Genomic DNA, 21,493 nt, shown 5'->3' with positions numbered 1-21,493 from the left:
ACGACGATATGTAGTACGCATTTGCGTCGTTGACTCCGTAAGCTTGTGGGATGGCAGGTCTTGGTGAACTCGAGAAAGCGGTCATGGACCAGTTGTGGTCGGCCGATCAACCGCAGACGGTCAGGCAGGTTCACGAAGCCCTCGCAGCGCATCGCGAACTCGCGTACACCACGGTGATGACGGTTCTGCAGCGTCTGGCGAAGAAGGATCTCGTCGTCCAGCAGCGCGACGACCGAGCCCACCGCTACGCACCCGTGCACACTCGCGACGAGCTCGTCGCCAGCCTCATGGTCGACGCGCTCCAACAGGCGGACGAGGTCGGCAGCCGTCGCGCGGCGCTGGTGCACTTCGTCGAACAGGTCGGAAACGACGGGGCTGCGGCCCTGCGCGAGGCACTCGCTAAGCTCGAAGCCACCGAGGCCGCGCGCACCGAGTCCGATCCCACGCGCAACGCGTCCGACGACAAAGGAGTCGCCCCGCCGCAGTAGAGAGCTGCGGCACTCCCGACGCCGCGATCTCGGGCCCTGGCCCCACAACGCAGTGAGCTGAGCATGAACGCAACCGCGCCGGTATTCGCCGGTCTCGCTTTGCTTCTGGCGGGACCGGTCCCAGCCCTGCTCAGCCGAGCCTCGTGGCCGTACCGGACGCCACGGGCAGCCCTGGTGCTGTGGCAGGCCGTCGCCCTCGCCGCGGTGCTCAGCGCCTTCGGCTCCGGCCTCGCCATCGCCAGCCTGCTGCTGGTCCCCGGCCCCGACGGGCGGCCGACCACCTCGCCCACCCGGGAGATCCACGCACTCGGCCTGCCGCTGTGGCTGGCCTATGTGATCGTCCTGGCCCTCACCCTGCTCGTCGGCGCGCGCCTGATCTACATGGTGATCCGCGTCGGCATCCACACCAGACGCCGCCGGACCCGCCACCGCATCCTGGTCGACCTGCTCGATCAGGGCGGCGATCTGAGCGGCCACCGCGCCGCGGACATCCGCGTGCTGGCTGCGGCCGAGCCGATCGCCTACTGCCTGCCCGGACTGCGCCGCCGCGTGGTGCTGAGTCAGGGCACCTTCACCAGCCTGACCGAATCGGAGCTGACCGCGATCGTCAGCCATGAGCGTTCGCATCTGCGCGCCCGGCACGATCTGGTGCTCGAGGCGTTCACCGCCGCACACGAGGCGTTCCCCCGGTTCGTGCGCAGCAAATCCGCGCTCGACTCGGTGAAACTGCTGATCGAACTGCTCGCCGACGATTCCGCGGTCAAGGTCACCGGTGCGACGCCGCTGGCCCGCGCGCTGGTGGCCTGTTCGAATTCGACCGCGCCGCAGGGCGCGATGGCCGTCGGCGGGCCGACCACCCTCATCCGCATCCAGCGGCTGGCCGGTCCGCTGGGCGATCTACGCATCGCGATGGCGGCCTATCTCGCGGCCGCGGCCATTCTGGTGGTGCCGACCCTCGCGGTGGCGATTCCGTGGCTGGTCGAGCTGAAGCGCCTGTTCCGTGCCTGAACCGGGCGCGGTTCGCGTGCCGCGGTTCGCCGATCTGGGCCTGCCGGTCCCGCTGGTGCAGGCGTTGCGCCGGGCCGGGCTCGAGACAGCCTTCCCGATCCAGGCCGCGACCGTCCCCGACATCCTCGCCGGACGCGACGTATTGGGCCGGGCCGCAACGGGTTCGGGCAAGACCCTCGCCTTCGGCTTGCCGATGCTGGTGCGGCTCACCCGCGCGGCTTCGGCTCCCCGCCGACCGCGCGGGCTGGTTCTCGCGCCGACCCGGGAACTCGCCCTGCAGATCGAGACGGCGCTGGACGAACCCGCCCTCGCACTCGGGCTGCGGCTCGGGACCGCGGTCGGCGGCGTGCCGATCGCCCGCCAGGCTCAGCGCCTGGACCGGGGCGTGGATCTGCTCATCGCCACGCCCGGACGACTCGCCGATCTGATCGCACAGGGTGCGGCCGGGCTCGACGCCGTCCGGGTCGTCGCGGTGGACGAGGCCGATCACATGGCCCAGCTCGGCTTTCTCGACCAGGTCACCGCCCTGTTGGATCTGCTGCCCGCGAACACTCAGCATCTGCTGTTCTCGGCCACCCTCGACGACGCGGTGGACGTTCTGGTGCGGAAGTACCTGCGCGACCCGGTGCTGCACGCGGTCGACGCCGAATCGGCCAGCAACGCGGAAGCAGCCCCCGATCTCCTTGTGCCACAGGATGATCCGGCAGACCAGCCGTCCGACACCGTGACGACCGCACGCACGCCGGCACCGGGCGGGCTCGAATCGACCCCGAACATCACCCATCACCTCCTGTACCTACGCAAGGCCGACAAACGCGCGGTGGTCACCGAGATCGCCGCCCGCGAGGGCCGCACCCTGCTGTTCGTGCGCACCCAGTACGGCGCGGACAAACTGGCCCGCCGCCTGCGCGAATCCGGAATCGCCGCGGCGACCCTGCACGGCGGCAAGGCCCAGAACCAGCGCACCCGCACCCTCGCCGCCTTCGCCGACGGCTCCGCCCCCGTCCTGGTCGCGACCGACGTCGCCGCCCGCGGCATCCACGTCGACGACATCTCCCTGGTCGTCCACGTGGACCCACCCGCCGATCCGAAGGACTACCTGCACCGCGCGGGCCGCACCGCCCGCGCGGGAGCGACCGGCACCGTGATCACACTGGTCACAGCAGATGAGCGCGAGACCGCCGAAAAACTGCTCCGCGACGCCGGAATTCGCCCCGCCCACACGGAGATTCGCCCCGGCGACCGCCACCTCACCGATCTCACCGGAGCCCGGCGCCCCTCCGGCACCCCGGTCCCCGACCCGGCCGCCCCCGCTCCCCCGCCACGCCCCCGCACCGACCCCGGCGATCACCACCGCCGATCCCGCCCCGCCCGATCGCATTCCACGCGCCGAAACCGCCACCCCCGCTGACCCTCACCGCGGGCTCGCGTCGACCTTCGCGCCACACCAGCCATCACGAACCGCGACACCTCGGCCCAACCGCGATCCGATAACCGGAACCGGCCCAGTCCCCGAATCGCCCCGGCGGTTCCGTAGCAGCCGTGCAATATTCCGATAATTCGGACACTCGGATCGATTAGGCTCGGACTCGGTCGATCGTGGAGGGGCACCGATGACGGAACGCAAACCAGCAGGAATGACCTACGAATCGTGGTTGGACAAGCAGATTCGTGAGGCAACCGAACGTGGCGAATTCGATGATCTGCCCGGTGCGGGCAAGCCGCTGCCTGATGCCGGGCAGCGATACGACGAGAACTGGTGGCTCAACGATTATCTGCGTCGCGAGGGGGTGACCGGCGACGGGGTGCTGCCGCCGTCGCTGCTGCTGCGTCGCGATGTGGAGCGGCTGCCCGACGCGGTGCGGGCGATGAATTCCGAGCAACAGGTTCGCGAGCACGTCTCCGAGCTCAACGCCCGGATCATCGAGTGGTTGCGGATGCCGCACGGACCGCAGGTCAATGTCCGGCCGGTGAAGGCCGACGAAGTGGTCGCGCGGTGGCGTGCCCGGCGGCAACCGGCGGCTCGGCCCGAGCGCCCGGCGGACGCCGAGCGCACACCCGCCGAATCGGCCACACCGCGATGGCGCGCCCCGTTCCGCCGACGCCGCTGACCCGACCGCCGCGTGATCTCGCCGGTGACCGGCCCACGCCACGTTCGCCGAGCTCGTCCGCGCATCAGGGGAATTCCCCCTACAATTGCCGGAGTGCAGTTTCTAGCGGGCCATCAGCCGCCCTACGACCTGACCTACGACGACATCTTCCTCGTCCCGAATCGGACGGATGTCACGTCCCGATTCGACGTCGACCTGTCGACCAGCGACGGAACGGGCACGACGATCCCGATCGTGGTGGCCAACATGACCGCGGTCGCCGGACGCCGGATGGCCGAGACGGTCGCCCGCCGCGGCGGCATCGTGGTACTGCCGCAGGATCTTCCGCTCGGCGCGGCCGCGGACACGATCTCCTTCGTCAAGGCCCGATCCCTGGTCGCCGACACCCCGGTGGTGCTCGGCCCGGATCATTCGGTCTCCGAGGCGCTGGCGCTGATCCACAAGCGCGCGCACGGCGCGGTGGTCGTCGTGGAGAACGACCGGCCGATCGGCGTGGTCACCGAGGCCGCCTGCGCCGACGTCGACCGCTTCGCCCGGCTGCGCACCATCGCCGACGCCGGATTCGTCTCCGCACCCGCCGATGCCTCGCCACGCGAGATCTTCGAAAAGCTCGAAGCCCAGCACGCGAAGCTGGCGGTTCTGGTGGCCGCGGACGGCACGCTGGCCGGTGTGCTCACCCGCACCGGCGCGGTCCGCACCGGCATCTACGATCCGGCGGTCGACGCGTCCGGCAAGCTGCGCATCGCGGCGGCGGTGGGTATCAACGGCGACGTCCCGGCCAAGGCGAAGGCACTGGTCGACGCCGGCGCCGACGTCCTGGTGATGGACACCGCACACGGCCACCAGGTCAAGATGCTCGAGGCATTGCGGTCGGTCGCCGATCTGCGCCTGGGCGTGCCACTGGTGGCGGGCAATGTGGTCTCCGCCGAGGGCACCCGCGATCTGGCCGCGGCCGGGGCCGACATCATCAAGGTCGGCGTCGGGCCCGGCGCGATGTGCACCACCCGCATGATGACCGGCGTGGGCCGCCCGCAGTTCTCCGCCGTGGCCGAATGTTCTTCGGCGGCAAAGGATCTCGGCGTGCACATCTGGGCCGACGGCGGCGTGCGGCATCCCCGCGACGTCGCCCTGGCGATCGCGGCGGGCGCGTCCAACGTGATGATCGGCTCCTGGTTCGCGGGAACCTACGAATCCCCCGGCGACCTGCGCGTCGACCGCGACGGCAACGCCTACAAGGAGAGTTTCGGCATGGCCTCCAAGCGCGCGGTCGCCGCGCGCACCGCCACCGACAACGGCTTCGACCGGGCCCGCAAGGCGCTGTTCGAGGAGGGCATCTCCTCCTCGCGGATGCGTCTGGATCCCGAACGCCCGGGTGTGGAGGATCTCATCGACCACATCTGCTCGGGCGTGCGCAGCGCCTGCACCTACGCCGGGGCCCGCACGCTGGGCGAACTGCACGACAAGGCGGTGCTGGGCGTGCAGTCCGCGGCCGGATTCGCCGAGGGCCGTCCGCTGCCGTCGGGCTGGTGAGAGTCCCGATCGCACGATGAGCCGGGTCGCCATCGCGTGCCGCGGTGGCGACCTCGGCGGGGGCTGCCGGTAACATGAGGGTTGCCGGTCCGGGCACGAGGAAGACCCGCGACCGGATCCATATCCAATGAACAGCTTCCGCTTGCGAAAGGAACCAGTTGTCACCCGCGTCCGAGGGCGCCACTCAGGAGGGCTCCTCTACCGAGCCGGGTGACATACCCGGCGCCCCCGTAATCGCAGCAATTCCCGGACGTTCGAAACATCGGGGACGGTGTTGAGACGTGTCCGTCCTGCTCACGATTCTGAGTCTGGTGGGCTTCATCGCGCTCACCGCCGGCACCGCACTGTTCGTCGCCGCCGAATTCTCGCTCACCGCTCTGGAACGCAGCACCGTCGAGGCGCACGCGCGCGACGGTGACCGCCGCGCCCGCCAGGTGCGTCACGCGCACCGGAGCCTGTCGTTCCAGCTGTCCGGCGCGCAGCTCGGCATCACCCTCACCACCCTGGTGACCGGTTATATCGCCGAACCCGTCCTGGCCCGGCTGATCGAACCGCTGTGCACCGCACTCGGCGCGAGTTCCGGTGCGGCACAGGGTATCTCACTGGTCATCTCGCTGGTTCTGGCCACCTCGCTGTCCATGGTCTACGGCGAACTGGTGCCCAAGAACATCGCCATCGGCGCACCGCTGGCCACCGCGCGCCTGACCGCCATACCGATGATCGCCTTCTCCACGTTCTTCGCCTGGCTGATCAAACTGCTCAACGGCACCGCCAACTGGGCGGTGCGGCAGCTGGGCATCGAGCCCGCCGAGGAATTGCGTTCGGCGCGCTCCCCCGAGGAACTGGGCTCGCTGGTGCGCACCTCCGCCCTGCGCGGCGCACTGGATCTGCGCACCGCGCAGGTGGTGGGCCGTTCCCTGGAGTTCGGCGAGCGCAGCGCCGAGGAGTTGATGACGCCCCGGGTGAAGATCGAGACCCTGGATCAGGATCAGACCATCGCCGACCTGATCGCCGCCGCGAACCGCACCGGATTCTCCCGGTTCCCGGTGATCGACGGCGATCTGGACAACACCCTCGGCGTGGTGCACGTCAAACAGGCATTCCTGCATCCGGTCCGGGATCGCCGCCACATCGTGCTGCGCGCCATCGCGCATCCGGTGCCGATCGTCCCGGCCAGTCTGGACGGTGACGCGGTGCTCGAGCGGGTGCGCGCGGACGGTATGCAGGTGGCGCTGGTGGTCGACGAGTACGGCGGCACCGCGGGCCTGGTGACGATGGAGGACATCATCGAGGAGATCCTCGGCGATGTGCGCGACGAGCACGACGAGGAGGAACTCGACGTGCGCCGCACCTCCGCGGGCTGGAACTGCTCGGGTCTGCTGCGCATCGATGAGGTCGCCCGCACCACCGGATACGACGCTCCCGAGGGTGAATACGAGACCCTCGGGGGTCTGGTGCTGACCCGGCTGGGCCGGATCCCGGAGACCGGTGACGAGGTACTGCTGCCCGATCCCGGTACGGGACAACAGAATTCGAACGGGAAACACTCCTGCGGCTGGCTGGCACGGGTGGAACGCATGGACGGACGGCGGATCGACCGGGTGCTGCTGCAACCGGTGGACGCCGACACGGTGGCGGAATGGGAGCTCAGCCATGGGTGATCTGTTCGGTCTGCTGCTGACGCTGGTGCTGCTGGGCTGCAACGCCGTCTTCGTCGGCGCGGAATTCGCGCTCATCTCCGCCCGCCGCGACCGGCTCGAAGCCCTCGAGGCGCAGGGCAAACGCGGCGCGACCACGGTCATCCGGGCGGGTGAGCACCTGTCGATGATGCTGGCCGCCGCGCAGCTGGGCATCACCATCGCCTCGCTGCTGCTGGGCCGGATCGGCGAACCGGCCATCGCGCATCTGCTGACGTATCCGTTCGACCTGGGCCATGTGCCCGAGCAACTGTTGCATCCGATCTCGTTCGCGCTGTCGCTGTGCCTGGTGGTGATGCTGCACATGCTGCTGGGCGAGATGATCCCGAAGAACATCGCCCTGGCCGGGCCGGAACGTGTTGCGCTGCTACTGGTTCCGGTGATGCTGGTCTGGCTGCGACTGGCCCGTCCGGTGATCATGTTCTACAACCTGGTGGCGAATCTGTCGCTGCGCGCGCTGCGGATCGAGCCCAAGGACGAACTGGACACCACGGTCTCGTCGGTGGAGCTGGCGGAGATGCTCGGTGAATCCCGCTCGGAGGGATTGATCGACGAGGACGAACATCGCCGCCTCACCCAGGCGCTGGGCACCACCGACCGCATCGTCGCCGATGTGATGGTGCCGCTGGCCAAGACGCGGTGCGTCCCGCTGCGCGGGGACGGAACCACGCTCGGCGATATCGAATCCGCCGTCGCCGAGACCGGTTTCTCCCGGTATCCGGTGCGCACCGCCGACGGTTCGATCGTTGGCTATCTGCACGTCAAGGATGTGCTGGACAAGGTGGCCGACGACGACGCGGGCCCGGCAACGCCCATCCCCCGCAGCGATATCCGCCCGCTGCCGACCGTAAGCATGGGCACCACCCTGTACGAGGCGCTCGCGCGGCTGCGGCGCACCAGCAGTCATCTCGGGCGCGCGGTCGACAGTCGCGGCAACACCGTCGGCATCGTCGCGCTCGAGGATCTGGTGGAGGAGTTCGTGGGTACCGTCCGCGACGCCACCCACCGGATCGCGGAATGAGGGCCGCGATGAACGATTGGCGGCCTCCTGCCTGTGATGAGAAGTATCGTGGCACAGAAGAAATACGCCTACTGGCCGCATCGGAATGGCGTGCCCGCGCGCAGGAGCACCGCGACCGGGTCGAAACTCTCGTCGGCCCTTATCTGCAACGCCGGGCGGCGGGTTCGAAACATCCGGTCATCGATTTCCTGTTCACCTATTACGGGCACAAACCGGCCCAGCTGCGCCGCTGGCATCCGGGTTACGGTGTGGCGCTGGAGAATGCGGGGGAATACGACGGCGCGCGCGGGTACCACTGCCGGGACACCGGCTCGGGCCCGCCCGCCTGGACCGCCGATCCGGCATACCTGATCCGCCGCCGCGAAACCATCGCATTCGTGGCGAACCTGTTGCGCACCACCGCATCCCGCCCTGCCCGCCTGTCCTGTTTCGGCCTGCACGAATGGGCGATGGTGTACCGCTCCCAGGAGGTACGCCATCAGCAGGTGCCCCTGCGCCTGGGCCACGCGGGCACCGATGCCGTGGTGGAGTCGATGTCGTTGCGCTGCACCCACTTCGACGCCTTCCGCTTCTTCACCCCCGACGCGGTCCCGCGCAACGACGAACCCCTCACCCGCGAAACTCAGCTGCTGCGCGAACAACCCGCCTGCCTGCACGCCAACATGGACCTGTACAAGTGGGCCTTCAAACTCGTCCCGCTGATCGACTCGGAGCTGCTACTGGACTGCTTCGAACTCGCCTGCACCGCACGCGAACTCGATATGCGCGCGAGCCCCTACGATCTGTCCGAGTACGGCTACGACCCGGTCCGCATCGAAACCCCGTCCGGGCGAGCCGACTACGTCCGGCAGCAGTCCGATATCGCGGACCACGCCGAAACCCTGCGTGACCGGCTCCGCACAGCATGCCGGGAGCTGCTCACCCGCCTAACCGAACACGCTCCATCCGAAGCGCTTTAGCCGAGCCCCATCGATCACTTCCCAGGCTCACAATCGCGAGGCATTCGGCGTCCACTCGTAGGCGACTGTCGAGGCCCCACGTCGGACGCCGCAGCGAAGCCGTGGCATGACGGCGGTATTCGCCGGACGAGTCACCGGAACGGATACGGCTGCGGCGCGAGGGTCACCGAGGTCTTCCTGAACAGCTCCGGCCGCGAGTCGTACGGTGCGATCAGCGACGGGATCGCGCGCAGCTCATCCAACGTACGCGGTAGTCCGCCCAGCGCACAGATCATCCGCATGGTGATCCCGTCGTCGGACTCACCGTCGTAAGCTCCGGCCGCCTCGACAGCCGCGCGCACCTCCGCAGGTACCCCTGCGAGATCGGACGGGTAGCACTCATCGTTGGCACGCCCGTACAGGATCTCCCCGTCGACCGCATAGCTGAATCCGATATGCCCGGTCATCGAGACGATGCTGCTAGCGGCCGCGACGCCCGCGGCGGACAGCGCCTCGACCGCCTCCACCGGCGGACGCTGCTCTAGGTGCCACAGATAGCCGGTCTCGCCGAGGTCGTCGTAGATGAACGTCCAGTCACCGACGCGCGCGGCGATGAGCACCACGGTGGGATTGCGCGGATCGATCGCGGCCCTGGCCAGTGATGCCTGATCGCCGGGTTCCCTGGCGGGCAGTACACACGGCCCGATGTCCTGCGGGTCGACGCCCAGAACTGCCAGCGCATCGGCCGGTTCCAGATCGCGCACGATGTGCACCAGGTGGTTCGGATCGTATTCCTCTCCCGCGAGCGCGCTGAGCCAAGTGGGACAACCGGTTTCGTCCAACTGGTCCGGGGAGAAGTAGGGGTCGGCCATATCTGCGATGATCCGGCACCGGGCCGTTTCTCGCATGTCGGCACGACGGCCGACGCCACACATCCACAGTGAGCCGAGTTACCGCGCGGCCCCGGACTGCGCTCGTTCACCCGCGGCGCGGTCGACCCGATGACCACGGGTTTGCTGTGCCCGCTCACCAGCCGGGAATGAGAACGCTTCCCACACCGTTGGGCCTGAATATGACAAATGAGACGGTAGAGCTGAGCCCCACGGACTGGGTACAGGATCAGACGAAGAGGATCCTCGAGACGGGAACCACCGCTGGTATCGAGGTGGTCGGGTGTCCGATCGTGCTGCTGACGTTGCGCGGCGCGAAGAGCGGCAAACTGCGGTACACCCCGGTGATGCGGGTGGAGCACGAGGGTAGCTACGCGGTCGTCGCGTCCAAGGGCGGCGCGCCCGAACACCCCGTCTGGTACTACAACATCAAGGCGCATCCGGAGTTCCCGCTGCAGGACGGGACCGTCACCAAGGAGTACGTCGCCCGCGAGGTCGAGGGCGACGAGCGTGCCCAGTGGTGGGAGCGCGCCGTCGCCGCGTACCCGCCCTACGCCGAGTACCAGACCAAGACCGACCGGTTGATTCCGGTCTTCGTACTCGACCCGAAGTAACCAAACCTTCCGCGCGGGAGCCATCGCCGGTGCGGTCTCGGACCGGACCGGCTTTCTCGTCGGCGGGTGCGCGGCGCACCCGATGCGGCGCGGAATCGGTTCGGCGACAACCTCATCGGCGGCGCAACCCGTCCAACAGGACGCTCACCAAGCGCTGGTTGTAGGCCAGAGCCTCGCCGGGAACGGGCTGGCAGAGCAGGGCGACCGCGTGTAGCAGCTCGCGCGCGCCGACGTCGGCGCGGGCCTCCCCGGTCGCGACCGCCGCATCGATCAGCCCACCGAGTACGGGTTCGAGTCGTTTCATCAGATGTTCGGCCAGATCGTCGAATTTCGGGTCACCCGAATGGATCGCCGTCGCGAGTCCCCTTTTGGTTCCGACGAATTCGGTGAGGCGGTAAAGCCACTTCGCCAGCGCCTCGACCGGCTCGTGGGCGGCGGCCAGGGCCGGGCCCGCTTCCGCGCAGGCATCGATCTCGCGTTCGAGCACGGCCGCGACCAGATCGGACCGCTGCGGGAAGTGCCGATACAGCGTGCCGACGCCGAGGCCGGCGCGATCGGTGATCTCCTTCGCGGGCGCGTCCACGCCCGAGATCGCGAAGACGGCCTTGGCCGCTTCGAGCAGCGCGTCGACATTGCGCTGTGCGTCGGCCCGCCGTCGGCGTGGCGCGGCCACACCCGCGCTACTGCTCGGATCCGCGCTGGTGGACAGCGTTTTATCGGTCAATTCGATCCTTCGGTTGCATAACCGGAAAACTTTTCCGTATAGTTCCGGAATAGCTTTCCGCTTAGGTCGAGGGTACGGCATCGCGCGTTCGACGACCACACCCCGTCCGCCATCCCGAGGAGCAATCCATGCAGTACCGCACGCTCGGCCGCACCGGTATCAGGGTGAGCCCCTACGCGCTCGGCGCCCTGATGTTCGCCACCTCCGTGGGCAATCCGGACCCCGAGGACTCGGCGCGCATCATCCACAAGGCGCTGGACTCCGGAATCAACTTCATCGACACCTCCGATGCCTACGGCGACTCGGAAGAGGTTGTGGGCAAAGCACTTCGGGGACGCCGGGACGATGTCGTGCTCGCGACCAAGGTGAGCCGTCCGATGGGGCAGGACCCCAATCGGCAGGGCACCTCGCGGCGCTGGATCGTGACCGAGATCGAGAATTCGTTGCGCCGCTTGCAAACCGATCACATCGACCTGTACCAGATCCACCGGCCGGATCCGGAAACCGATATCGAGGAAACCCTCTCGGTGCTGTCCGATCTGATCCGCAGCGGGAAGGTGCGCGCGATCGGGTCCTCCAATACCCCGCCGTCGGACATCATCGAGGCCCAGTGGGTCGCCGAGCGGCGCGGATACGAACGTTTCCGCACCGAACAGCCGCCCTATTCGATCCTCAACCGCGCCATCGAACGCGAGGTCCTGCCCATCGCGCAACGCTACGGAATGGGCGTGCTGGTCTGGGGCCCGCTCGGGCAGGGACTGCTCACCGGCCGCATCCGCAAAGGGCAGCAGACCGATGTGCGACGCGCCCGAATGCTCGGGGCGCTCAACGACGAACACCGCATCGAGGTGGTCGAGCAGCTCATCCCGCTCGCCGCCGAAGCCGGCCTGCCGCTGACCCACCTGGCCATGGCGTTCACCATCGCCCACCCCGGCGTGACCAGCGCCCTGCTCGGCGCACGCACCATGGCGCAGTTCGACGACCTGCTGACCGGCATCGAGGTCACCCTCACCGACGACATCCTCGACCGCATCGACGGGCTCGTCCCGCCCGGCACCGACATCGGCACCCTGGACCAGGCCTACCAACCTCCGGCCCTACAGCATCCGCACCTGCGCCGCCGCCCACTGCACGAACGCAACGCCGCCTGAGCGCCGCCCACCCGACTCTCGCCGGGGACAGGGGGCGGATCAGCGCGCGCGGGCCGGTCGTCCGCTACCCGTGCAACGAGTAGCGGACGACCGGCCCGGCTCGGCGGTGTTCAGGGGATGACGACCGGACCGGCCGGCGGCGCCGGGTCGTCGGCCCAGCGGTGGCCGGTCTCGCGCGGCGTGCGGCCCTGCTCGGTCCACGCGGACAGCAGCTCCGCGACCTTGCTGTGCATGATGGTGCGCAGCCGGTCGAACGAGTTCTCCGGGTTGTCGTCCACCTGGCCCAGCAGCAGCCACCAGGCCCAGGCCACCGCGCCGGCGTTCGCGACGAAATCGGGCAGCACGGGGACGCCGCGAGCGGCGAGCATGGCCTCCGCCTCCGGCGTGGTGGCGGCGTTCGCGGCCTCGACGATGATGCGCGCGGTGATGTCGAACGAGTTGTCCGGCGTGATCGCGTACGAAATCGCCGCTGGGACAAGGATATCGGCGTCCACGGACAGGACCTCGGCACGCGGCAGCTGCTCGATGCCCTCGGGCAGGCGCGCGCGGTCGATCTCGCCGAAACCGTCCCGCAGGTCCAGCAGCGCCGGAACGTCAAGTCCCTCGGCGCAATACAGCGTGCCCGCGGCGTCGGCCAGGGCGGTGACCGTCATCCCGGCCTCGTGCAGGTAGTAGGCCGCGGCCCCGCCCATGGTGCCGATGCCCTGGATCGCGACGGTCGTCGCCGCGGGCGACTGCCCCCAGGAGACCGCGGCGGCGAGACAGGCGTGCGCGACCCCGTATCCGCCGATCACGTCGCCGAGCAGGAATCCGCCGTCGACCGCCGCGTTCAGCCCGTTCCGGACGCGTTCCAGCGTTGCGGCCGGATCATCGGCGCGGCGGATCGCGGCGTGGTAGCTCTGGCCCAGGCCGAGCTTCTCGAAGACCTCATCGATCAGGTGCTGCGGGACGCCCAGATCCTCCGCGGTCACCCAGTGCGCGTCGATCCACGGGCGCATGGCCTCACAGAACCGCTCCAGCACCTCGATCGCGCGCGGATCCTTGGGGTCGAAGTCGATTCCGCCTTTCGCACCACCGACCGGCAGATCGAACGTGGCGGTCTTGTTGGCCATCCCGCGGGCCAGATCCTCGACCTCGGTCAATGTGCAGCCGGCCCGCATCCGCGTGCCGCCGGTGGCCAGGCCCGACCGCAGGGTGTGCACGACGAGGTAGCCGACCGCACCGGTGACCGAATCCGTCCACTGCAGACGCATGTACGGCTCGGGGCGGCGAATCGCGGGAGTGACGACCGTTTCGGTCGGTAGGGCCGGAACCGTCTGAGCGGTCACGTGCGGGGTTCCCTCGACGGGGTCCTGTAGCGTCGTCACGGCGAATCGCCTCCTCATCGTTCTCGTGCCCGACACCGCCAGCCGAACTACGGCACCGGGTCGCGTAGTCTCCCGTACCGGACCTCGTCGTCCCCGTCCGAACTCTCGTGCCCGGAGCCTCCAGCCTGCGGCTAAACCTCATTCCGCGTCCATTTACGGTTTATTAATGGAGGTGTTCAGCGTTCCTGCAGAGCGCCCGGTCAGCCACACCCCGAGGACACCGCCTCTAGGCTCGATGTCATGGATCTGTCGCTGGCCCGCCTGCGGATGTTGCGTGAATTGCACCGGCGCGGAACGATCACGGCGACCGCGAACGCGCTGCACTACACGGCATCGGCGGTATCTCAGCAGTTGGCGCAGCTCGAACGCGATGTCGGCACGCGGCTGTTCGAGCGGCGGGGACGCCGATTGCAGCTCACCGATCTCGGGGTGCTGCTGGCAGAGCACGCCGAGGAGATCCTCGCCGCGGTCGAGCGGGCCACCCAGGCGCTCGAGGAAGCCGGAGAATCGGTGACGGCCAAGGTCACCGCCGGTGTGTGGGCGTCGGTGGCGTCCGGTCTGCTCCCCGACGCGCTCACCACCCTCGCGCGAACCCATCCGGGCATTCTGGTGCGGACCAAGGAACTGGCTCCCGAAGCGACGGCCGCGGCGGTCCGCGACGGCGCGCTGGATCTGTCCTTCGTCCTGGACTACTCGAATTACCCGATGACCTGGGACCCCGACCTGCAACGCACGGTCATCGCGGTCGAGCGGCTGCACGCCGCGGTTCCCGCCGACGCGGTGGCCACGACCGGTGTGACGCTGACCGATCTGGCCGAACACCCGTGGATCCTCGCGCCGCCGCGGTCGCACTTCGGGCACGCGGTCCGGCTGGCATTCCAGTCCGCCGGGCTCTCGCCCCGGATCGACCACGAGGTGGAGGAGCAGTCGACCGCGATGGCGATGGTCGCGGCCGGACTGGGCGTGACCCTGGTATCGGACCTGGGTCTCGCGCTGCGCCCACCGGGGGTGGACATCCTCCCCCTCGGCGACACGCTCACCCGAACCGTATCCCTGGCCTACCGCAGCAACACCGCGCGACGAGCCGCTCTGCTGCTCGTCGTCGATGCGATCCGGACCACCGCCGCCGAGAAGGGACTGGCCGCCGACCTGAAACTGCCGGCTCCGATCCCCGGTGCCACGATCCCCGGTGCCACGCCGAGCCAGCCCGAAGCCGCCGATACGGGCCTGGGACTGGGCTAGTTCAACGACTGGGACCGCCTCACGGCCGTCCGTCCCCCGGGATCGCACGACCGATGCCCACACGCCCACGGACCCGGACGAGTTGAGGTGAGGCGGTCCGGGACGCGGCCGAAACCGTCAGGGGTGAAGGACATTCGAAGGTTGTCGACCCGGCAGCCGGGCCGGATCGCCACCCGCCGCGCTCAGGACGATTCGAGCGATTCGATCCGCGCCAGCGTCCGCGCGCTGCCGTCGACCTCGAGTTGCACCTGCAACGCGGTATCACCCCGCCAGGTGCGGATCTGGACGTCGTCACCCGCCATGACCGGCCCGGCGTGTTCGAGGATGACGCGATAGGGCCAGGTGCGCGGGGTCCGCGCCAACGCCTCCTCGATCGCCTCCCAGTGCACCGCGTTGTTGACGTGCCCGTACCGGTCCACATCGGTCACCCGCAACGGAAACTCCCAGCGTTCGCCGTCGCCGTCGGTGCGTTCGGTGAGCGCGGCTCGCCAGCGCAGCCGATGTTCGGTGGTCGCCGCGAGCATCGGCGCCATGAAGCGGTCGCTCATCCGGGCCGGACGCCCGGCCTCGAGGTCCACGTGGACGAGGAACATCTCCGTCTCGATCAGCCCGCCGTTCTCGCTGCGGACCTGGATGCGCATATTGCACCACCGATTCGACAGTGCGGACGGCCAGCGCCGCAGATGCACCCGATCGCCGAATTCGATCGGCGCCAGCACGTCGATCACGGTGCGCCGCACGATCCACCCCTGATGCAGATCCCCCTCGTCCACCGCCTGCAGGTGGTCGTACCCCACATCCTGCAGGTACCGCGCCACCGCATCGAGCCGCAGCCGCGCCTCACCGTCGGTATCTCCCAGCCGTACCGGCCATTCCTCGTGAAACGCCCGGCTCTCGTCCGCGCAGGGCGGCAGTGGAAATGCGATGTCCGCGGACCGGTCTACAGCAGCATCCGCACTCATGAACGCTCCTTTCGCAGGTCGAAGGCGAGCGTACCGACCGAACCCGATGAGCACACACCCGGCACGGCACCTTCCGCGAGCCGGCCCTTGACCTCGAGCGCAGTTCAGGTTCTACGCTCCGCGTCATGGCTGGACTCGGCATCGCGCAGGTGCGGATCGCGCGTCCCACGGACAAGCTCGGCCAGGTCGAGGAGTTCTACGCGAAAGGCCTCGGACTTCCGGTGCTCTACCGCTTCGAGAACCATGCCGGTTACAGCGGTCTGATGTTGGGTCTGCCCGAGGACGGGTGCCACCTCGAATTCACCTCGCATGAGCACGGCAGCCCGTGTCCCGCCCCTACGCGGGACAATCTGCTGGTGCTGTATTTCCATGGCGACGCGCGCATGTTCGAGGTCGTGGAACATCTCGCCGCGGCGGGCCACGAGCCGGTGGACGCGGAAAACCCCTACTGGGCAGGCGTGGGCGCGCTGACGTTCGAGGACCCGGACGGGTGGCGGGTAGTGCTCGTGCCGAAACCCGTTGTGTTGTCCTAGAATTCCCGTCCCTTCTTCGTAAAGCGGATCGCCGTAACGGATCTCGACCTGCGGGACGAGAATCTCCACTCCATGGCCGACATGTTCGGACTACCGCCGTAGACGCACTACGGACTCGGTTCGGCCGGTGGCGGCGCCTGGCGCCCGGATCGCCCGGCGGCGGCACAGGTGACCGATGAATCCGCATACCGCAGCGGCCCGAAAAAGGGACGAATATGCCCACGAGCTGCGGAAGTGATTCCGCGAAAACTAACCTACTGGCCAGTTACGTGAGTTACCGTTCCGGGTTGTCGAGGTGAGTGGGCTTCATTGCACACACCAGGTGTAATACCGGCTGAGAGGTTGGGGGTTCCGCGATGCGGCGGTTCACGGGAATTCGGCGGTCCAAACCGGTTCTGGTGGTGCTGGCGGCGCTGCTCGCGGCGGCCACACTGCCGCTGGGCGGGGCGTCGGCCGATCTGCAATCCGATATCGCCTCGCAGGTTCAGCAATTCCTCGACGTCGGAACGACATCGGTCCCGCGCGCGAACTGCGGACCGGGCTCGCTGCCGGAAACCGGTATGCAGGGCGACGTTTCGGCCGCGGACCGCAACAGCGGCCGCAGCAGACTGGGCTATCGCTGCAACGTCTCGATGGTCGGCGGCTACACCGGGCGCGGCGCGGGCATCACCTCCACCACCTTCGATCACTGCTCCTACACCGGCTCGTTCTTCCCCGGCGACATCCTGGGCCCGGCGCAGGGCGTGCAGGTCCTCGACGTGTCCGATCCGGCGCATCCGGCGCTCACGGCCACCCTCACCGAACCGGCCATGCTGGCGGGGACCTGGGAGAGCCTGAAGGTCAACGTCGCGCGAAAGTTGCTGGTGGGCACCGGCGTTCCGTTCCTGGAAGGCGCTGGACTCCTGACGGTCTACGACATCTCCGACTGCGCGCATCCTCGGCTGCTCAATCCCGGTCCGGGCACCGATCTGGCGATGCCGCTGCCCATCACGACGCACGAGGGCGGTTTCTCCCCCGATGGCCGGACCTACTGGGCCTCGGGCATCGCGCCCGGTTTCATCAGCGCCGTCGATCTCACCGATCCCTCGAATCCACATGTGATCTGGCAGGGCATGACCGGTATCGAGGCGCACGGGTTCGGCATCAGCCCCGACGGCAACCGGATGTATCTGTCGGCACTGGCCGGATTCACCGTGCTCGATATCAGCGCGGTCCAGCGACGCGATCCGAACCCGCGGGTGGACCACATCGGCCGGGTGTTCTGGACGGACGGCTGGGCCACCCAGCACAGCATCCCGGTCACCTACGGCGGCACACCGTATCTGTTCACCGTCGACGAGGCGGGCGCGGGCGGGGTGAAGCTCGTGGACATATCGGACGAGCGAAATCCGCACGTGGTGAACAAGATCAAGCTGGAGATCAATCTGCCCGACCATCTGGACAGCCAGCTCGCCTCCTCGATGGGCGGTTCGGTGTTCTCCTATGATCCGCACTACTGCGCGGCCGACCGGCCGGACAACCCGACCGCGCTGGCCTGCGGCTGGGAATCCTCGGGCATCCGGGTATTCGATGTGCGAGATCCGTTCCACGCCCGGGAGATCGCCTACTACAACCCGCCCGCACGGACCGGCCAGAACGTGAATCTGTGGAACTCCCCGCATGCGCTCGCCTCACTGATCGGACCGCCCGCGCTGGAGGGCTTCTCGATGGCCCGCGCGGTGCTGGACGGGAAATTCGATCCGGCCCAGGCGCTTTCGCCGCGATCGGGGATGCTGGCCCTGGGCGACCTGTCCACGGACTGGTGTTTCGCACCGCCGGAGTGGCACGGCAGTCAGCTCTGGACGACCTGCAACGACAACGGATTCATGGTCCTGCAGCTGGACAACCGCGTGTATTCGCCTCCCGCGAACCAACATTCGATCGTGGGGTCCTGATGGACCCACGGCTTCGGGCATCCTGGGCGCGACTGAGCGGGCGGGCCTACCGTATCGCCGCCTCCGCCGCCACGGCGCTGATCCTGCTGGTGCTCGGCGCGGCGCTGCGCCCGGTGATCCTGCCCGAACATCCCACGCCCACTCCGATTCTCAGCGATATCGAGATCGGCTTCGCCCAGGACATGATCGCCCACCACGAACAGGCCCTGTTCATGGTGCAGCGCCTGGATCCCGGCGTGGACCCGACGGTCCTGCGGCTCGCGCAGCAGATCGATCAGTCCCAGCGCGTGGAGATCGGCACCATGCTGGGCTGGCTGCGCCTGGCCGGCGCCTCGCCCATGTCCGACCATCCGATGGCCTGGACGCATACCGGAACCACTACCGCGCCGGCACATTCCGGCATGTCGATGAACACCGCGACCGTTCCCGCCGCGATCACCATGCCCGGCATGGCATCCCAGGCCCAGCTCGACGCCCTCGCCGCCGCCCGCGGCCACGACGCGGCAGTCCTGTTCCTGCAGTTGATGTATCGACATCATCTGGGCGGCATCACCATGGCGCGCGCCGCCGACAACGCCCTGCACTCCGGCGCGGTCAAGGAGCAGGCCCGCGCGATGCTCACCGCGCAGAGCCAGGAGGCCGGAATCATCGCGCTCATGCTTCAGCAACTGGGCGCGCAGCCACTGCCCTGACCTCGAAAACAACGATGCCCGCCGGATTTCCCGGCGGGCATCGTCATGGCGGGTTACACCGGCGGAAAGCCGGAAGATCCCGTGGAGAACCAGTTCCAGAACGCGGAGGCATGCGCCAGAAGCACACTGACCAGATCGATGGCGGTGCTGCCCATCAAATTCCTAACATCGAGTTATCGGTTTGCGGTCCCCATGGTAACGGAAGGGTCACAGCCATCCCCTTCAGCGGCGGCAAGGACGCGAGCCGCGGGACGCACCCGGCCGGGGCAGGTACCGATGAGCTATTACCGCCGAGTAACATGACGGTCGTACTTTTTCCATCCGGCTTTCTCGAAATGAGGCAGTAGATGACAGAGCGGATTCAGATCGGCGGGCTTCAGGTGGCAAGTGTTCTGCACGACTTCGTGCAGAACGAGGCGCTCCCCGGCACCGGCGTAGATTCCGCCGCGTTCTGGACCGGTGCCGAGCAGGTCATCAACGACCTCGCCCCGCGCAACCGTGCCCTGCTGGCCGAACGCGACGAGATCCAGGGCAAGCTCGACGCCTGGCACGCCGAGAACCCCGGCGCCGGGTACGACAAGACCGCCTACAAGCAGTTCCTGACCGAGATCGGCTACCTGCGTCCCGAACCCGCCGACTTCGCCATCGGCACCCAGAACGTGGACGACGAGATCGCCACCACCGCGGGCCCGCAGCTGGTGGTGCCGGTGATGAACGCGCGCTTCGCGATCAACGCCGCCAACGCCCGCTGGGGTTCGCTCTACGACGCGCTGTACGGCACCGATGCCATCCCCGAGACCGGCGGCGCGGAGAAGGGCGCCGGCTACAACAGGGTTCGCGGCGACAAGGTCATCGAGTGGGCCCGCAACTTCCTCGACGACGCGGTGCCGCTGATCACCGGCTCGCACATCGGCTCCAAGGCGTACAAGATCGTCGACGGTGAACTCGAGGTGACCCTCGAGGACGGCACCGACATCGGCCTGGCCGACGCGTCGGCCCTCGTCGGCTACCTGGGCGATCCGGCAGCGCCGAGCTCGATCCTGTTGCGCCACAACGGTTTGCACATCGATATCCAGATCGACCCGTCCTCCCCGATCGGCAGCACCGACAGCGCCGGGGTCAAGGACGTCGTGCTCGAGTCCGCGGTCACCACGATCATGGACTTCGAGGATTCGGTCGCCGCGGTCGACGCCGAGGACAAGGTGCTCGGCTACACCAACTGGCTGGGCCTGATGAAGGGCGACCTGGCCGAAGAGGTCACCAAGGGCGGCAAGACCTTCACCCGCACCATGAACCCCGACCGGGTCTACACCGGCCTGGACGGAACGGACGTTGTGCTGCACGGGCGTTCGCTGCTGTTCGTGCGCAACGTCGGTCACCTGATGACCAGCGACGCGATCCTGGACGCCAACGGCGACGAGGTGCCCGAGGGCATCCTGGACGCGCTGTTCACCTCCCTGACCGCGCTTCACAGCCTGCGCGCCGATGTCAAGCTCACCAACTCGCGCACCGGGTCGGTCTACATCGTCAAGCCGAAGATGCACGGCCCGGACGAGGTGGCCTTCACCAACGAGCTGTTCGCCCGCGTCGAGGGTGTGCTGGGCCTGCCCGCCAACACCCTCAAGGTCGGCATCATGGACGAGGAGCGCCGCACCACGGTGAACCTCAAGGCGTGTATCGATGCCGCCCGCGACCGCGTGGTCTTCATCAACACCGGATTCCTGGACCGCACCGGCGACGAGATCCACACCTCCATGGTGGCCGGGCCGATGGTCCGCAAGGCCGATATGAAGAAGCAGCAGTGGATCGCCTCCTACGAGGACCAGAACGTCGATGTCGGCCTGACCACCGCGCTGCCGCACAAGGCCCAGATCGGCAAGGGCATGTGGGCGATGCCGGATCTGATGCACGACATGCTCGAGCAGAAGATCGGCCACCCGCGTTCGGGCGCGACCACCGCCTGGGTGCCCTCCCCGACCGCGGCCACCCTGCACGCCACCCACTACCACCAGGTGGACGTGTTCAAGCGGCAGGCCGAGATCGCCCGCGGCGGCGCGCGCGCCACCGTCGATCAGATCCTGGAGATCCCGCTGTCCGCGAACCCGAACTGGTCCGCCGAGGAGATCGCCAACGAGCTGGACAACAACTCCCAGTCCATCCTCGGCTACGTGGTCCGCTGGATCGATCAGGGCGTCGGCTGCTCGAAGGTGCCGGACATCAACGATGTCGCGCTGATGGAAGACCGTGCGACCCTGCGTATTTCGAGCCAGCTGATGGCGAACTGGCTGCGGCACGGCATCGTCTCCGCCGATCAGGTCGTGGCCAGCCTGGAGCGGATGGCTCCCGTGGTGGACCGGCAGAACGCCGGGGACGCGAGCTACCGGCCGATGGCTCCGGACTTCGCCGCCAGCGTCGCCTTCCAGGCCGCGAAGGAGCTCATCCTGTCCGGCTGCGACCAGCCCAACGGCTACACCGAGCCGATCCTGCACCGTCGTCGTCGCGAGGCCAAGGCGCTGGCCGCCAAGGGCTGAGTCTCGAAACGGGCACCGATCCAGCCCCAACAGGGGCACAACCCCGCCGGTCCCCTGGCC

19 protein-coding genes are annotated in these 21,493 nt (G+C 68.3%); 15 read left to right on the top strand and 4 right to left on the bottom strand.

Annotation, left to right across the window (positions count from 1 at the left end; genetic code table 11):
* Nucleotides 1-50: 50 nt before the first annotated feature.
* From NM2_RS08220 to NM2_RS08185, 8 genes are all read left to right on the top strand, one after another.
* Entirely contained in the window at nucleotides 51-488 is a 438-nt protein-coding gene (locus NM2_RS08220) for a BlaI/MecI/CopY family transcriptional regulator (RefSeq protein WP_067666255.1), read from the top strand.
* 63 nt (nucleotides 489-551) lie between these two features.
* Nucleotides 552-1,496, top strand: coding sequence for a M56 family metallopeptidase (locus NM2_RS08215; protein ID WP_067666253.1), 945 nt, complete (start codon nucleotides 552-554; stop codon nucleotides 1,494-1,496).
* Nucleotides 1,489-2,907, top strand: a complete 1,419-nt coding sequence (locus NM2_RS08210; RefSeq protein ID WP_067666251.1) for a DEAD/DEAH box helicase — start codon at nucleotides 1,489-1,491, stop codon at nucleotides 2,905-2,907. Before NM2_RS08215 ends, NM2_RS08210 begins: the two co-directional genes overlap by 8 nt.
* Before the next feature lie 202 nt (nucleotides 2,908-3,109).
* Nucleotides 3,110-3,607: a DnaJ family domain-containing protein gene (locus tag NM2_RS08205; RefSeq protein ID WP_067666249.1), complete on the top strand. Its 498-nt coding sequence runs from the start codon at nucleotides 3,110-3,112 to the stop codon at nucleotides 3,605-3,607.
* A gap of 93 nt (nucleotides 3,608-3,700) precedes the next feature.
* A complete protein-coding gene (locus NM2_RS08200; protein WP_067666248.1) occupies nucleotides 3,701-5,137 on the top strand; it encodes a GuaB1 family IMP dehydrogenase-related protein in 1,437 nt (478 codons plus the stop codon).
* Between the two features lie 281 nt (nucleotides 5,138-5,418).
* Nucleotides 5,419-6,798 (top strand): hemolysin family protein, encoded by a 1,380-nt coding sequence (locus NM2_RS08195; RefSeq protein WP_067666246.1) that lies wholly within the window; start codon nucleotides 5,419-5,421, stop codon nucleotides 6,796-6,798.
* The gene (locus tag NM2_RS08190) at nucleotides 6,791-7,855 is read left to right on the top strand and encodes a hemolysin family protein (RefSeq protein ID WP_067666244.1); all 1,065 of its coding nucleotides are present in this window, start codon (nucleotides 6,791-6,793) and stop codon (nucleotides 7,853-7,855) included. The genes NM2_RS08195 and NM2_RS08190 overlap by 8 nt, the downstream gene beginning before the upstream one ends.
* An 8-nt stretch (nucleotides 7,856-7,863) precedes the next feature.
* Nucleotides 7,864-8,814: a 3-methyladenine DNA glycosylase gene (locus NM2_RS08185; RefSeq protein ID WP_439956852.1), complete on the top strand. Its 951-nt coding sequence runs from the start codon at nucleotides 7,864-7,866 to the stop codon at nucleotides 8,812-8,814.
* Nucleotides 8,815-8,945: 131 nt separating this feature from the next.
* Here the strand turns inward: NM2_RS08185 and NM2_RS08180 are convergent, their stop codons facing one another.
* Nucleotides 8,946-9,665 (bottom strand): hypothetical protein, encoded by a 720-nt coding sequence (locus NM2_RS08180; protein ID WP_067666242.1) that lies wholly within the window; start codon nucleotides 9,663-9,665, stop codon nucleotides 8,946-8,948.
* Nucleotides 9,666-9,865: 200 nt separating this feature from the next.
* Here NM2_RS08180 and NM2_RS08175 point away from each other — a divergent pair, with 200 nt between their 5' ends.
* Entirely contained in the window at nucleotides 9,866-10,297 is a 432-nt protein-coding gene (locus NM2_RS08175; protein ID WP_067666241.1) for a nitroreductase family deazaflavin-dependent oxidoreductase, read from the top strand.
* 112 nt (nucleotides 10,298-10,409) lie between these two features.
* On the opposite strand, the gene NM2_RS08170 is transcribed toward NM2_RS08175, so the two are convergent.
* Nucleotides 10,410-11,021, bottom strand: a complete 612-nt coding sequence (locus tag NM2_RS08170) for a TetR/AcrR family transcriptional regulator (protein WP_245717905.1) — start codon at nucleotides 11,019-11,021, stop codon at nucleotides 10,410-10,412.
* A 128-nt stretch (nucleotides 11,022-11,149) separates the two neighbouring features.
* On the opposite strand from NM2_RS08170, the gene NM2_RS08165 reads away from it, so the two are divergent.
* The gene (locus tag NM2_RS08165; protein WP_067666239.1) at nucleotides 11,150-12,172 is read left to right on the top strand and encodes an aldo/keto reductase; all 1,023 of its coding nucleotides are present in this window, start codon (nucleotides 11,150-11,152) and stop codon (nucleotides 12,170-12,172) included.
* 110 nt (nucleotides 12,173-12,282) lie between these two features.
* Here the strand turns inward: NM2_RS08165 and NM2_RS08160 are convergent, their stop codons facing one another.
* Nucleotides 12,283-13,539, bottom strand: a complete 1,257-nt coding sequence (locus NM2_RS08160) for a glutamate dehydrogenase (RefSeq protein WP_439956851.1) — start codon at nucleotides 13,537-13,539, stop codon at nucleotides 12,283-12,285.
* Nucleotides 13,540-13,779: 240 nt separating this feature from the next.
* Here NM2_RS08160 and NM2_RS08155 point away from each other — a divergent pair, with 240 nt between their 5' ends.
* A complete protein-coding gene (locus tag NM2_RS08155) occupies nucleotides 13,780-14,781 on the top strand; it encodes a LysR family transcriptional regulator (protein ID WP_084530605.1) in 1,002 nt (333 codons plus the stop codon).
* 182 nt (nucleotides 14,782-14,963) lie between these two features.
* Here NM2_RS08155 and NM2_RS08150 read toward each other — a convergent pair whose 3' ends face one another.
* Nucleotides 14,964-15,743 (bottom strand): acyl-[acyl-carrier-protein] thioesterase, encoded by a 780-nt coding sequence (locus tag NM2_RS08150; RefSeq protein WP_067666237.1) that lies wholly within the window; start codon nucleotides 15,741-15,743, stop codon nucleotides 14,964-14,966.
* Nucleotides 15,744-15,868: 125 nt separating this feature from the next.
* Here NM2_RS08150 and NM2_RS08145 point away from each other — a divergent pair, with 125 nt between their 5' ends.
* The 4 genes from NM2_RS08145 (at nucleotide 15,869) to NM2_RS08130 (ending at nucleotide 21,433) form a co-directional block, all read left to right on the top strand.
* Complete coding sequence (locus NM2_RS08145) at nucleotides 15,869-16,276, top strand: VOC family protein (protein WP_067666235.1); 408 nt, start codon at nucleotides 15,869-15,871, stop codon at nucleotides 16,274-16,276.
* A 356-nt stretch (nucleotides 16,277-16,632) separates the two neighbouring features.
* Nucleotides 16,633-18,210 (top strand): LVIVD repeat-containing protein, encoded by a 1,578-nt coding sequence (locus NM2_RS08140; protein ID WP_067666233.1) that lies wholly within the window; start codon nucleotides 16,633-16,635, stop codon nucleotides 18,208-18,210.
* Nucleotides 18,210-18,902: a DUF305 domain-containing protein gene (locus NM2_RS08135; RefSeq protein WP_067666231.1), complete on the top strand. Its 693-nt coding sequence runs from the start codon at nucleotides 18,210-18,212 to the stop codon at nucleotides 18,900-18,902. The genes NM2_RS08140 and NM2_RS08135 overlap by 1 nt, the downstream gene beginning before the upstream one ends.
* Nucleotides 18,903-19,249: 347 nt before the next feature.
* Nucleotides 19,250-21,433, top strand: a complete 2,184-nt coding sequence (locus NM2_RS08130; protein WP_067666229.1) for a malate synthase G — start codon at nucleotides 19,250-19,252, stop codon at nucleotides 21,431-21,433.
* Nucleotides 21,434-21,493: the final 60 nt, after the last annotated feature.

The organism is Nocardia miyunensis NBRC 108239 (genome assembly GCF_001613065.1).
Lineage (GTDB): Bacteria > Actinomycetota > Actinomycetes > Mycobacteriales > Mycobacteriaceae > Nocardia > Nocardia miyunensis.
This window is presented reverse-complemented; position numbering and strand designations above follow the sequence as displayed.

Bases quoted from the DNA above. Each gene is read 5' to 3' on its own strand.
- NM2_RS08165 (WP_067666239.1), top strand. From the start codon at position 11,150: ATGCAGTACCGCACGCTCGGCCGCACCGGTATCAGGGTGAGCCCCTAC.
- NM2_RS08145 (WP_067666235.1), top strand. From the start codon at position 15,869: ATGGCTGGACTCGGCATCGCGCAGGTGCGGATCGCGCGTCCCACGGAC.
- NM2_RS08220 (WP_067666255.1), top strand. From the start codon at position 51: ATGGCAGGTCTTGGTGAACTCGAGAAAGCGGTCATGGACCAGTTGTGG.
- NM2_RS08140 (WP_067666233.1), top strand. From the start codon at position 16,633: ATGCGGCGGTTCACGGGAATTCGGCGGTCCAAACCGGTTCTGGTGGTG.
- NM2_RS08180 (WP_067666242.1), bottom strand. From the start codon at position 9,665: ATGGCCGACCCCTACTTCTCCCCGGACCAGTTGGACGAAACCGGTTGT.
- NM2_RS08205 (WP_067666249.1), top strand. From the start codon at position 3,110: ATGACGGAACGCAAACCAGCAGGAATGACCTACGAATCGTGGTTGGAC.
- NM2_RS08190 (WP_067666244.1), top strand. From the start codon at position 6,791: ATGGGTGATCTGTTCGGTCTGCTGCTGACGCTGGTGCTGCTGGGCTGC.
- NM2_RS08175 (WP_067666241.1), top strand. From the start codon at position 9,866: ATGACAAATGAGACGGTAGAGCTGAGCCCCACGGACTGGGTACAGGAT.
- NM2_RS08150 (WP_067666237.1), bottom strand. From the start codon at position 15,743: ATGAGTGCGGATGCTGCTGTAGACCGGTCCGCGGACATCGCATTTCCA.
- NM2_RS08185 (WP_439956852.1), top strand. From the start codon at position 7,864: ATGAACGATTGGCGGCCTCCTGCCTGTGATGAGAAGTATCGTGGCACA.
- NM2_RS08155 (WP_084530605.1), top strand. From the start codon at position 13,780: ATGGATCTGTCGCTGGCCCGCCTGCGGATGTTGCGTGAATTGCACCGG.
- NM2_RS08215 (WP_067666253.1), top strand. From the start codon at position 552: ATGAACGCAACCGCGCCGGTATTCGCCGGTCTCGCTTTGCTTCTGGCG.
- NM2_RS08135 (WP_067666231.1), top strand. From the start codon at position 18,210: ATGGACCCACGGCTTCGGGCATCCTGGGCGCGACTGAGCGGGCGGGCC.
- NM2_RS08130 (WP_067666229.1), top strand. From the start codon at position 19,250: ATGACAGAGCGGATTCAGATCGGCGGGCTTCAGGTGGCAAGTGTTCTG.